Genomic DNA, 12,559 nt, shown 5'->3' with positions numbered 1-12,559 from the left:
AGGATGTATAATCCGTGGACGAGCAGGCTTTTGTCTATGAAAATATGTATCCGGTAGCCCGCATTCTTTACCAGAACATGCCTAATTTCGATGTGGCGGGATATGCACTGTTTGCTGTCATCTTCCTGTTATCGGCACTTGTGTATAAGCTGGGCTTTGCCAAAAAATTATCGATCGGAAAAAATGCAGTCATCATTTTGTTCTTGGCTGCGGGAGGATTGGGCCTGACATTCCTGGCCTTTTTCCTGCCCGTTGTCGAGGGCTTGGTCATTGCCGCATTGATTCTCATCCTTTATAAGATCCGCCTTTGGCGCGAAAAACGCGAAAGCGCTGCTTCTCAATGAGAGGCAGCGTTTTTGCGTTCAAATGTTTTGTAAAGTATCGGCAACAGCAGCGCATATGTCAGATGTGCCAAGATCCAATAGAGGAAAGCCCCCATATCGGTCGGTTCCGGGACATCGGCTTCTACCGCGAGCATTGCCAGTGGGAAAAACAGGATGTAGGTCGGTATGGTAAGCACCAAGCTAATGATCGTCAATTGGCCGAATGTATAGTTGCGGCGTTTGGCAATATACACATAAACGATGCCGATTATCAGTGAGATGATTAAATGGAAAACGAATTCAGTCAGCTCCGACCAGTTCACTTGATTGACCAGCGGGATGAAATCGACGTTCAATAGCAATTCGTAATTCCGGACACCGGTCACTGCCTGCATCCATTTCAGCAACAATCCGAGAATGAGGCCGCTCCAGAAACCAATCCACAAACCTTTTAGGATTTTCATCAGAAATCATCCTCGATGCTGCGGGAGCTGCGGAAGAAATGAAAATGTCCCGTCGCTAGACGCTCTTCTGTCCGTTTGGTGATCCGGTCGTGGCATTCTTCGCACATATGGGTGTGGATCGGCCGGTTGCGAAGGCGCTTGGCTTGCAACGTATCGTCTTCAAGTTCTTCGATTTTATCGCAGATGACGCATTGAACACGCATAGATATTCCTCCTATTCGACCCGGATAGCGGAGACATGGGTAATCGGCTGATCGGTATTCGAGCCATCCGGAAATAGGATATGGACGGGTCCATCTTCACGGAGAGGCTTCCCATCCTGGCTGAATTTGAAAATCAATTGCTTGGCATTTTCAATTTCGAAAGCATGGTCTCCTGAAGCCGTTTCGAACACGACTTTGGACGAGCCAGCTGTTGGCTCGGCGTTCTCTAAGAATGGCTGGAATCGCATGCCGAATGTGCCTGTAAGCATGTCTTTTTTTTCCTGGCGCTTGTATTTTTTCTCTGAATTCAAGGTCGGCGGAACGGTAGCGCCTTCCATGATTTCACGTGACCAATGTTCGCCCATGCCGCGCTTGTATTCTTCTAGATCATCCTTATCGACATGCTCTTCTGTGAAAAACGTCTTAAGATCCAGTTTGCGGTCATCAAAAATCCACACGGTTGGATCCAAGGTCAGTTTGTATGTGACTTTCCCTTTGAACGGTATGATGAATTCCATAAATAAAACCCTCCATTATAGTATCTCTCTTCTTCAGTATAACTGTTCACATACAATTCCCAAAGGGTTTAATCCCTTTTATGAGAGACTTGCAATTTGACAGCGTAAAAGATACACTTTAAACAGGCTAATGGAGCAGAAATACAAGTGATGGGGGAGTCCTCATGGAACATACAGAAGAACAGACTTATCAGGAAAAAGCGCTGGAACTCCTTAAAGCTGATGCAGAGAAAATCGAGCAATTGATCAAGGTGCAGATGGATCATCTTACATTGCCTTCCTGCCCTTTATATGAAGAAGTTCTTGATACGCAAATGTTTGGCTTATCACGGGAAATCGATTTTGCCGTCAAACTCGGCTTGATCGAACGTGAGACCGGTAAAAATTTAATGGATACGCTGGAGAAGAAACTGTCCATCCTTCATGACGCGTATACAAATAAATGACCCAAAACTCAAACGATTCCAGTTTGAGTTTTTTTACTAATGAATCCAATTGAATGAGGTATAAAAAACAATGAAATCCTACATCAAGAAATACGGCAAGTACATAGACTACCCGCTTCTCTTTACATACCTGGCATTGACCATTTTCGGTCTGATCATGATTTACTCCTCGAGCATGGCTTGGTCTGTAAACTATTACAATGACTCACCGGACCGCTTCTACATACAGCAATTGATCAACTTGGCCATCGCGTACCCTGTATTTCTGCTTGCAGCCGTATTCCCCTATAAGCATTTCAAGAAAAAGTGGATGATGGCGACCGTACTCGCAGTCATCTTCACCGGACTCATCTTGGTCCATTTTATCGGCTTTGCGGCAGGCGGTGCGAAAAGTTGGATCAGCCTCGGCTTCGCCAATATCCAGCCATCGGAAGTCGCTAAAGTCGGCTTGATTTTTTATTTGGCGGGTGTGTTTTCGAATAAATATCGTAACGGGTCCATCAATAAACTGAACGAATCGATCATCCCGCCGGTCATCATTTTGACCGCAGTTTTGCTGCTAGTCTTCCTTGAGCCTGATTTGGGGTCGATGGTCATCATTGGCGCGGTCGGCCTGTCGGTAATGGCAGCATCAGGCGTCCGCCTGAAACCGTTCGTGAAATTGGCAGGAATCGTCGTTGCAGCTGCCGCCGTCTTCATCGTGCCGGCGATGATTTTCGCCAAAGACTTGATTTTCACTGAAAAACGGGTGGGGCGCATCGATGCCTTCTTTAACCCATTTTCTGATGAGCTCGGATTCGGTTTCCAAATCGTCAACGGTTATTTGGCAATCGGCTCAGGTGGGCTTAGCGGCCTTGGCCTCGGCCAGTCCATCCAAAAGCTCGGCTATTTGCCCGAGCCCCATACCGATTTCATCATGTCGGTCATTGCGGAAGAACTCGGCGTTCTGGGCGTCTTCGTCGTCATCGGCGGATTGGGATTCGTTGTCCTTCGCGGATTGTGGATCGCGATGACGACTAGCGACCCGCTTGCGCGCATGCTTGCAGCGGGCGTCGCAAGCATGATCGGCATCCAATCGTTCGTCAATCTGGGCGGCCTGTCGGGCATCATACCGCTGACTGGCGTTACACTTCCATTTATAAGCTATGGCGGAACTTCAGTAATTTTGTTATCGTTAGCTATGGGAGTATTAATGAATGTTTCCATGTTCAATAAATACGAAAAAACGAAAAAGTAAAGGGTGTGCGTCGGAGTGAAAGAGATTAACAAGATCTTAGTAGCCAACCGCGGAGAAATTGCAATTCGGATCTTCCGCGCCTGTACAGAACTGAATCTTCGGACAGTTGCGATTTATTCGCAGGAAGACAGCGGTTCGTTTCATCGTTACAAAGCTGACGAATCGTATTTAGTCGGCAAAGGAAAAAAGCCGATTGATGCTTATTTGGACATCGAAGACATCATCCGCATCGCCAAGGACTCAGGAGTGGACGCCATTCACCCAGGGTACGGATTCCTATCCGAAAACGTGCATTTTGCGCGGCGCTGTGAAGAAGAAGGCATCGTATTCATCGGGCCAACATCCCGCCATCTCGATATGTTCGGCGATAAAGTCAAAGCCCGTGACCAAGCGATCGCTGCAGGCATTCCTGTCATTCCGGGAACGGACGGACCTGTCGAATCATTGGCTGAAGTAGAGGCATTTGCTGACCAAGCCGGATTCCCGTTGATGATCAAAGCATCACTAGGCGGTGGCGGACGCGGCATGCGCATCGTCAAAGACGCAAGTGAACTGGCATCATCTTACGAACGTGCGAAATCCGAAGCGAAAGCTGCCTTCGGTTCCGACGAAATGTATGTGGAAAAATTCGTAGACAAACCGAAGCACATCGAAGTGCAGATCCTCGGCGATGCAGAAGGCAATGTCGTCCATCTGTACGAACGTGACTGCTCCATTCAGCGGCGCCACCAGAAAGTCGTGGAAATCGCCCCATCCAACTCGATCAGCAATGAATTGCGAAATGAAATTTGCGACGCTGCCGTTAAATTAATGAAAAACATCGATTACATAAATGCCGGGACAGTTGAGTTCCTGGTGGCGGGAGATGAATTTTACTTTATCGAAGTAAACCCCCGCATCCAAGTTGAACACACGATCACTGAAATGGTCACAGGCATCGATATCGTCCATGCACAGATCCATATCGCCCGCGGGCATATGTTGCATAGCGAAACGATAGCTATTCCGAAACAAGAAGATATCCCTTTGTTCGGATTCGCCATTCAATCGCGTGTGACCACAGAAGACCCATTGAATGATTTCATGCCGGATGCCGGAAAACTGATGGTCTACCGTTCAGGCGGCGGATTTGGTGTACGCCTAGATGCCGGAAACGGTTTCCAGGGGGCTGTCATTTCCCCGTATTACGATTCATTACTCGTTAAAGTATCTACGTGGGCAACAACGTTCAAAGAAGCCGCAGCGAAGATGGACCGCAACTTGCAGGAATTCCGCATTCGCGGTATCAAAACGAATATCCCGTTCCTTGAAAATGTAGTAAAACATCAAAATTTCATCAATGGAGATTTCGATACCAGCTTTATCGATAGCACACCAGAATTATTTAAGTTCCCTGTGCGCCAAGACCGTGGAACGAAATTGCTTAGCTATATCGGCAATGTGACGGTGAATGGCTTCCCTGGAATCGAGAAGAAAAAGAAACCAATTTATGCAGCACCGCGCAAACCCGAAATTGACATCATTACGGAAGTTCCACAAGGCACAAAACAAATCCTCGATGAGCGCGGCCCAGAAGGTTTGACGAAGTGGATAATTGAGCAAGATGATGTGCTACTGACGGATACGACTCTTCGCGACGCCCATCAATCGCTGCTTGCAACGCGCATGCGTTCACACGATATGTTTGCAGTCGCGAAAGAAACTGCCCGGCTCCAAAGCGATTTGTTCTCGATGGAAATGTGGGGTGGCGCGACATTCGACGTGTCTTACCGCTTCCTGAAAGAAGACCCGTGGCAGCGCCTCATCAAATTGCGCGAAGACATCCCGAACGTGTTATTCCAGATGTTGTTCCGTGGAGCGAATGCGGTCGGCTATAAAAACTACCCGGATAATGTCATCCGCGAGTTTGCCCGGACATCGGCTGAAGCTGGAATCGACGTATTCCGCATTTTCGACAGCCTTAACTGGATTAAAGGAATGGAAGTTGCCATCGATGAAGTGCGCAACTCCGGAAAAGTCGCAGAAGCGGCGATTTGCTATACAGGAGACATTCTCGACCCGAGCCGCGATAAATACACGGTTCAATACTATAAGGATATGGCGAAAGAGCTGGAAGCGGCAGGCGCGCATATTCTCGCTATCAAAGATATGGCAGGCCTTTTGAAGCCAGAAGCAGCGTACCGTCTTGTTTCTGAACTGAAGGATACAGTCTCATTGCCGATCCATTTGCACACGCATGATACGAGCGGAAACGGCATCTACCTTTATTCCAAAGCGATTGAAGCCGGAGTCGATATCGTTGATACTGCCCTTGGCACAATGGCCGGGCTCACGTCGCAGCCAAGCGCCAACTCGCTTTATTATGCGATGAGCGGCGGCAAGCGGAAAGTCAGAGCGGATATTGAGTCTCTTGAGACCATGTCCCATTACTGGGAAGATGTCCGCAAGTATTACAGTGATTTCGAGAGCGGAATGAACAGCCCGCATTCCGAGATTTATGTCCACGAGATGCCAGGCGGGCAGTACAGCAACCTGCAGCAGCAGGCAAAAGCGGTCGGCCTGGGCATGCGCTGGGAAGAAGTAAAGGAAATGTATTCCCGCGTCAACATGCTGTTCGGCGATGTCGTAAAAGTTACGCCGTCATCGAAAGTCGTAGGGGACATGGCTTTGTTCATGGTCCAGAACGAATTGGATGAAAAAACAGTACTGACACGCGGTGAGAATATCGATTTCCCTGAATCGGTTATCGAGTTCTTCGAAGGCTATATCGGCCAACCGCACGGGGGCTTCCCGAAAGAATTGCAGAAAGTGATCTTGAAAGAACGCGAGCCGATCACGGTACGTCCGGGCGAATTGCTTGAACCTGCTGATTTTGAGGCGATACGCGAGAAATTATTCGAACGCCTGAAGCGCCCGGTCACTAGCCACGAAGTGCTGGCCTATGCGCTTTATCCGAAAGTATTCGAAGAGTACAGCGTGACGAACCAAACCTTCGGGGATGTATCGGTCCTTGATACCTTGACCTTCCTTTACGGCATGCGCCTTAGCGAAGAAATCGAAGTCGAGATCGAAAAAGGCAAGACCTTAATGATCAAGCTCGTGTCCATCGGCGAACCGCAAAAAGATGGCACGCGCATTATCTATTTCGAATTGAACGGCCAACCACGTGAAATCAGCATCCAGGATATGACAGTTGAAACCGATTCAGCAGCAAAACCGAAAGCCGACCCGACAAAAGAAAATCATATTGCAGCGACAATGCCTGGCACTGTCCTGAAAGTAGTCGGGGAAAAAGGGCTGAAAGTAAAACGCGGCGACCATCTTTTGGTCACGGAAGCAATGAAGATGGAGACAACTGTTCAAGCGCCATTTGACGGCACGATCCAGGAAATCTATGTAACAGCCGGAGACGGCATTTCAACGGGCGATTTGCTCATTGAAATGGAATCAAAATAAAATAAAAAAAATCCAGTGCGATCTGCACCGGATTTTTTTTATTTGGATTTGATGTACTTGCTTCTGGATACGAGAAGGACCATATAACATAATAATCCGAAAAGCATTGAGATGAGCAAGGAGTGGAGCAAGGCAACCACAAGATTCAACTTCGTCAAGACGACGAGCATGCCGGACGTGGCTTGAAGAAGCACGATGGTGAAAGCGATGAGCCAGCCCCAATAGATGACGCGCTGGTCGCGGTAATGGCGATACGCATGGAGTGCGATAACGCCGATCCAGATCACGATGAGCGCAGCTGCGAAGCGATGCCCCATCTGGACCCATTCATACATATTGCTTGGCAGCGCGAACTGGTCGTTGCGGCACAATGGCCAATCGGAACAGATCAAGCTTGATTCTGTATGGCGGACAAGAGCGCCGGTGTAGACGACGACATAAGAATACAGCGCGACGCCAAGCGTATGGAATTTCAAAGTGCGTCCGATTTGTACACGGTCCGCATCGAACTTGCGGTCCACTTCAAAGATGAGCAAGGTCAACAGCAGGACAGCTGCGAACGACAGGAGAGAAATCCCGAAGTGAAGCGCGAGGATAAAATCGCCTTGGCCCCATAGAACTTGCGCGGCACCGATCAATGCTTGCAACACGAGGAAGAAGACCGCCATAAAGGCGAGGAACTTCGTCTCCCGTACATGGCCGAACTTGCGCCAAGCCCACACCGCTAACACCACGATCAAAATTCCGACCACGCCCGTTACCAGGCGGTGGGAGAACTCGATCAGCACTTCAGGGGTGATTTCCCGCGGAATCAAATTGCCGTTGCAGTCCGGCCAGTTGCGGCCACACCCCATGCCACTATCGGTTTTGGTCACCAAAGCCCCGCCGAGGAGGATGAGCAGCATGCCGACAGACGCAAGAACCCCGAATATTTTTATATAAATGTTGCTTTTCAAAATGCCACCTACTTTTTTTAGAAAAACTTTTAGCGTTAACGATAACCTGCATACTCGATGATAGCGAAACTGCGTTTAAAATACAACGAGAAATGGGCGTTCCCCTAAACTTTCAAGAATTGGACATAATAATAGAGACCTTCACAAACTGTTCAAAAACAGCGTTTTTTCTATCTTAAAATAACGAGGGGGCTACTGTATGATTAGAGATGAATATTTGTAAGACCAATTGCGTGAAATCATCACTTTATATCAGGAAATTTCAGTAATATGTAGAAAAGAAGCTGGAATTTAGATATAGTTATGGTTAGCGGAATATGCTTACAACTTTGAAAGGAGGGAGTTATATGTCAAACGGCCGGTCTTTGTCTGCAGAACCGACCGATGCTGTAGAATCGAGCACGTTCACTAAAGATTTTCTGGCACTTATTAAGATTGGGATCGTGAATTCCAATTTAATTACCGTCTTTACGGGACTGTGGCTCGCTTTCCAGTTTTCGGATAAGAATTTCCTTGACCATATGGATATTCTTGTCTATACCATCGTCGGTTCGGCATTGATCATTGCGGGGTCTGCGGCGATGAATAATTATATCGACACAGATATCGACCCATTGATGGCCAGCAAGAGAGCCCGTCCGACAGTTACGGGCAGGTTCAAGCCATCCGCTGTCTTGGCACTCGCCATTTCTTTCATCGTTATAGGCGAACTCTTTTTGTTTTCCGCTTCTGTTTCAGCAGGTCTGTTTGGAATCGCCGGCATCTTGGCTTATGTTGTCCTCTACTCGATGTGGTCAAAGAGACGGCATGTCGGCAATACGATCGTCGGCAGCATTTCCGGCGCAATTCCGCCGCTTATCGGCTGGGCTGCGGTGGAGCCGACGCTCGGTACGGGCGCTTGGGCGCTGTTTCTGATTATGTTCATCTGGCAGCCGCCGCATTTTTATGCGCTTGCCATGAAACGGACGGAAGAGTATCGGGCTGCAAATATACCGATGCTTCCGGTGGTCAAAGGATTCCACCGGACAAAAAAATCGATGCTTGCATGGGTTTTACTGCTTTTCCCATTGCCGTTCCTGCTTATGGAACTTGGGATAGGCTTCATCATCTTAGCTACAGCGTTGAATATCGGATGGCTTGTTCTTGCAATCCGGGGCTTCAAAGCAGCTGATGATTTGAAATGGGCGAAGAAAATGTTCATCTATTCGTTGAACTATATGACGATTCTATTTGTCTCGATGATCATTTTTGCAGTATTCGTCTAAATTTCTCTTTTACTTAACTGTAAAACATTTTATTCAGAGAGGGGTATGAAAAGCTATGATGAAAGGACCTAAGAAATGGCGCCTCTTCGCCTTGATGACCGCATTGCTTGTTTTTCTTTCAGGCTGCGGGCGCGAAGAGATCTCGACGCTGATACCGGCTGGTAAGGTTGCACAAGATCAGTTCAACTTGCTGATTTTGTCATCCATTGTCATGTTATTCGTTATCGTCGTCGTCACTATCATCTATGTATTGGCAATTGTGAAATTCCGCCGTTCAAAAGTAGGGGAGGACATGATCCCTGAACAAGTCGAAGGAAGCGCGCGTCTTGAGTTTATCTGGACAGCAATTCCAATCGTCCTGCTTTTGATCCTCGCTGTTCCGACGGTCTACTCAACATTCGACCTGGCTGATGTCACGGCGATGGACGCACAGGATGAAGACGGCGTGGCCGAAAACTTGACGGTCAATGTAACCGGGAAACTTTACTGGTGGGAATTCGAGTATCCTGAACAGGAAATCATCACTGCACAGGAACTGGTCGTCCCGACTGGCGAACGCGTCTACTTCAATTTGATTGCTGCAGACGTTAAGCACTCGTTCTGGATTCCTTCTGTTGGCGGTAAACTCGACGTCAACCCTGAAAACGTCAACACCTTCTATTTGGAATTCGATAAAGAATCTTCAGAACTTGAAGAAGGCGTTTACTTCGGTAAATGTGCCGAGCTTTGCGGCCCTTCCCACGCTTTGATGGATTTCAAAGTCAAAACGCTTAATCGCGAAGACTTTGATGCATGGGTAGCTGCAATGCAGGAAGAACAAGCTGCGCCTTCAGAAACTGTTGCTCAAGAAGGACAGGAAATCTTTGAGCAAAGCTGTATCGCCTGCCACGCAACTAACGCAGCAGGAGCGGCTACTGGAGTAGGACCGAACCTTGCAACATTCGGCGACCGTACAACAATCGCCGGATTCATGGAGCATGATGAAGAAACATTGAAAAACTGGATTGCTGACCCTCAGCAGTATAAGCCGGGCAACTTGATGCCTAATCCAGAAGAAATCAACAATGGAGAGCCATTCTCTGATCAAGAGCTTGATGCACTTGCTGCATATTTGATGGGCTTGAAAGTTGAAGAGTAAAAGTTAAAAAAGGAGGTAAACTATTGTGAGTTCTAACTCTCAGAAAAAGGGTTTCGGCGCTACAATTTGGGACTACATGACAACGGTAGACCATAAGAAAATCGCGATCCTCTACTTGATCTCCGGCGGATTCTTCTTCCTAGTCGGCGGTGTAGAAGCGATGATGATCCGGATTCAGCTGATGAAAGCCGGAAACGATTTCCTTAGCGCAGGAACGTATAACGAAGTTTTAACGATGCACGGAACGACCATGATCTTCCTTGCAGCCATGCCGATTCTTTTGGCATTCATGAACGCGGTCTCACCTTTGCAAATCGGTGCGCGTGATGTGGCGTTTCCTTTCTTGAACTCACTTGGGTTCTGGCTGTTCTTCTTCGGTGGTGTGTTCTTGAACCTTTCATGGTTCCTAGGAGGAGCACCGGATGCAGGATGGACAAACTACGCTTCTTTGGCACTTGCCTCTGAAGGACACGGAATCGATTTCTACTCACTCGGTTTGACGATATCCGGTTTCGGTACATTGATTGCAGGGATTAACTTCCTTGTTACGATCATCAATATGCGTGCCCCGGGTATGACGTATATGAGAATGCCGCTATTCACTTGGACGACTTTCGTAGCGTCCGCTTTGATTCTCCTGGCATTCCCTCCACTAACTGTTGGTATCTTCTTTATGGTATTCGACCGTTTGTTCGGGGCTAATTTCTTTGATGTAACAATGGGCGGTAACACCATCATCTGGGAGCACTTCTTCTGGATCTTCGGTCACCCCGAAGTTTACATCTTGATTTTGCCAGCATTTGGTATTTTCTCTGAAATTTTTGCGATTTTCTCACGCAAACGCCTATTCGGTTACACGGCATTGGTCTTTGCGACCATCTTGATCGGTTTCTACGGATTCATGGTTTGGGCTCACCATATGTTTACAGTTGGTCTTGGACCGACAGCTAACGCTGTATTTGCCCTTGCCACGATGATTATCGCAGTTCCAACAGGGATTAAAATCTTTAACTGGCTACTTACAATCTGGGGAGGAAACATTTCCTTCACAGTGCCGATGATTTACGCAGTCGCGTTTATCCCGTCATTCGTAGCAGGTGGGGTAACGGGCGTTATGCAGGCGATTGCGCCGCTGGATTACCAGTTGCACGATTCTTACTTTATCGTTGCCCACTTCCACTACGTAATCGTTGGTGGTGTCGTGCTCGCCATTTTGGCAGGTACGCATTTGTACTGGCCAAAAATGTTCGGTACGATGTTGAGCGAAAAACTTGGGAAATGGACATTCTGGTTCTTCTTTATCGGATTCCATTTGACATTCTTTATCCAGCATTTCCTCGGCCTCATGGGTATGCCTCGCCGTGTTTACACGTTCGGAGCAGACCAAGGTTGGGATCTATTTAACGCAATCAGCTCGGCTGGTGCCTTACTGATGGCGATCGGGGTTATCATTCTCCTCGTTAACGTTGTCATGACAGTTGTTAAAGGCGAACGTGTCGGCAACGACCCATGGGGCGACGGACGTACGCTTGAATGGGCAATCCCGTCACCACCGCCATTCTACAACTTTGCACAAACACCGCTTGTCCGTGGACTTGACCCGTATTGGATCGAGAAAATGGAAGGCAATAAAGAAGGCATGGTCTATGCTGAGCCACTCGGCGATATCCACATGCCGAACGGATCATTCATTCCTTTCGTTATCTCACTTGGCATGTTCATTGCTTCATTTGGCGCAATGTACCATATGGATGGGCATGCGTGGGCGCTTCCTGTATTGATCGGCGGTCTTGCGATCACATTCGGTTCAATGCTCGTGCGTTCTTTGAAAGATGACCTTGGTTTCCATGTAACAAAAGAAGAATTGATTGCGGATAACGAACGCATTCAAAGAGAAGCAAGAGCGCTGGAAGGAGGCAAAAAAGGTGGACTTAAATAAACGATATACCCCACAAACTTGGCCCGATCATCCTGAAACGGCGACGCTCGAAGGGAAGAACAAGTTCGTTGGTTTCTGGTTGCTGCTGGCAGCTGAGACCGTCACCTTCGCCTCTCTCTTCGCAACTTATCTTGCGTTGAAAGATAAAGGCCCAAGCGGAATGGAATTTTCCGCTTCCGGTCTGTTCGAACTACCGCTTGTTTTTGCCATGACGATGATTCTTTTGACCTCTTCGTTGACTAGTGTCTACGCGATGTATCATATGAAGAATCATAATTTCAAGGCCATGCAGGCATGGCTCGGAATTACCGTGCTATTGGGGCTTGCGTTCCTAGGTCTGGAGATTTATGAGTTTAATCACTATGTACATCTCGGTTTTGGTTTTACCAATAGTGCCTTTAGTTCCGCATTCTATGTATTAGTCGGAACTCACGGAGCTCACGTAGTCTTCGGGCTTAGCTGGTTCATCGCGTTAATGCTCCGTAACGCTAAACGCGGCTTGAACATGTACAATGCACCGAAGTTTTATCTTGCCGCTCTTTACTGGCATTTCATTGACGTAGTATGGGTGTTCATCTTCACTGTAGTCTACTTGATGGGAGTGATCGGTTAAT

General features: G+C 47.8%; 12 protein-coding genes. 8 read left to right on the top strand and 4 right to left on the bottom strand.

Going from position 1 to position 12,559, the window contains the following annotated elements:
• Nucleotides 1-14: 14 nt before the first annotated feature.
• Nucleotides 15-344, top strand: coding sequence for a YlaH-like family protein (locus M1Q06_RS10735; protein ID WP_434399565.1), 330 nt, complete (start codon nucleotides 15-17; stop codon nucleotides 342-344).
• On the opposite strand, the gene M1Q06_RS10730 is transcribed toward M1Q06_RS10735, so the two are convergent.
• The 3 genes from M1Q06_RS10730 to M1Q06_RS10720 are packed head-to-tail and all read right to left on the bottom strand — an operon-like array spanning nucleotide 338 to nucleotide 1,508.
• Nucleotides 338-787, bottom strand: coding sequence for a hypothetical protein (locus M1Q06_RS10730; RefSeq protein WP_121297794.1), 450 nt, complete (start codon nucleotides 785-787; stop codon nucleotides 338-340). The genes M1Q06_RS10735 and M1Q06_RS10730 overlap by 7 nt on opposite strands.
• Nucleotides 787-990 (bottom strand): YlaI family protein, encoded by a 204-nt coding sequence (locus tag M1Q06_RS10725; RefSeq protein ID WP_058383473.1) that lies wholly within the window; start codon nucleotides 988-990, stop codon nucleotides 787-789. Before M1Q06_RS10725 ends, M1Q06_RS10730 begins: the two co-directional genes overlap by 1 nt.
• An 11-nt stretch (nucleotides 991-1,001) precedes the next feature.
• Nucleotides 1,002-1,508 (bottom strand): peptidyl-prolyl cis-trans isomerase, encoded by a 507-nt coding sequence (locus tag M1Q06_RS10720; protein WP_434399564.1) that lies wholly within the window; start codon nucleotides 1,506-1,508, stop codon nucleotides 1,002-1,004.
• A gap of 164 nt (nucleotides 1,509-1,672) precedes the next feature.
• On the opposite strand from M1Q06_RS10720, the gene M1Q06_RS10715 reads away from it, so the two are divergent.
• From M1Q06_RS10715 to pyc, 3 genes are all read left to right on the top strand, one after another.
• The gene (locus M1Q06_RS10715) at nucleotides 1,673-1,954 is read left to right on the top strand and encodes a YlaN family protein (RefSeq protein ID WP_058383475.1); all 282 of its coding nucleotides are present in this window, start codon (nucleotides 1,673-1,675) and stop codon (nucleotides 1,952-1,954) included.
• Between the two features lie 70 nt (nucleotides 1,955-2,024).
• On the top strand, nucleotides 2,025-3,191 hold the full coding sequence (locus M1Q06_RS10710; RefSeq protein ID WP_121297791.1) for an FtsW/RodA/SpoVE family cell cycle protein: 1,167 nt from the start codon (nucleotides 2,025-2,027) through the stop codon (nucleotides 3,189-3,191).
• Between the two features lie 15 nt (nucleotides 3,192-3,206).
• A complete protein-coding gene (pyc, locus tag M1Q06_RS10705) occupies nucleotides 3,207-6,647 on the top strand; it encodes a pyruvate carboxylase (RefSeq protein WP_434399563.1) in 3,441 nt (1,146 codons plus the stop codon).
• A 38-nt stretch (nucleotides 6,648-6,685) separates the two neighbouring features.
• Here pyc and M1Q06_RS10700 read toward each other — a convergent pair whose 3' ends face one another.
• Nucleotides 6,686-7,603, bottom strand: a complete 918-nt coding sequence (locus tag M1Q06_RS10700; protein WP_434399562.1) for a COX15/CtaA family protein — start codon at nucleotides 7,601-7,603, stop codon at nucleotides 6,686-6,688.
• Nucleotides 7,604-7,950: 347 nt separating this feature from the next.
• Between M1Q06_RS10700 and cyoE the strand changes: the two genes are divergently transcribed.
• The 4 genes from cyoE to M1Q06_RS10680 are packed head-to-tail and all read left to right on the top strand — an operon-like array spanning nucleotide 7,951 to nucleotide 12,558.
• Nucleotides 7,951-8,868, top strand: a complete 918-nt coding sequence (cyoE, locus tag M1Q06_RS10695) for a heme o synthase (protein ID WP_434399561.1) — start codon at nucleotides 7,951-7,953, stop codon at nucleotides 8,866-8,868.
• Nucleotides 8,869-8,923: 55 nt separating this feature from the next.
• Nucleotides 8,924-10,006 carry a cytochrome c oxidase subunit II gene (gene coxB, locus M1Q06_RS10690; RefSeq protein ID WP_434399560.1) on the top strand — a complete coding sequence of 361 codons (1,083 nt, stop codon included), beginning with the start codon at nucleotides 8,924-8,926 and terminating at the stop codon, nucleotides 10,004-10,006.
• 25 nt (nucleotides 10,007-10,031) lie between these two features.
• On the top strand, nucleotides 10,032-11,945 hold the full coding sequence (locus M1Q06_RS10685; protein ID WP_434399559.1) for a cytochrome c oxidase subunit I: 1,914 nt from the start codon (nucleotides 10,032-10,034) through the stop codon (nucleotides 11,943-11,945).
• Complete coding sequence (locus tag M1Q06_RS10680) at nucleotides 11,932-12,558, top strand: cytochrome (ubi)quinol oxidase subunit III (RefSeq protein WP_101190599.1); 627 nt, start codon at nucleotides 11,932-11,934, stop codon at nucleotides 12,556-12,558. Before M1Q06_RS10685 ends, M1Q06_RS10680 begins: the two co-directional genes overlap by 14 nt.
• Nucleotide 12,559: the final 1 nt, after the last annotated feature.

It is taken from the genome of Planococcus sp. 11815 (assembly GCF_051096385.1).
Taxonomy (GTDB): Bacteria; Bacillota; Bacilli; order Bacillales_A; family Planococcaceae; genus Planococcus; species Planococcus citreus.
This window is presented reverse-complemented; position numbering and strand designations above follow the sequence as displayed.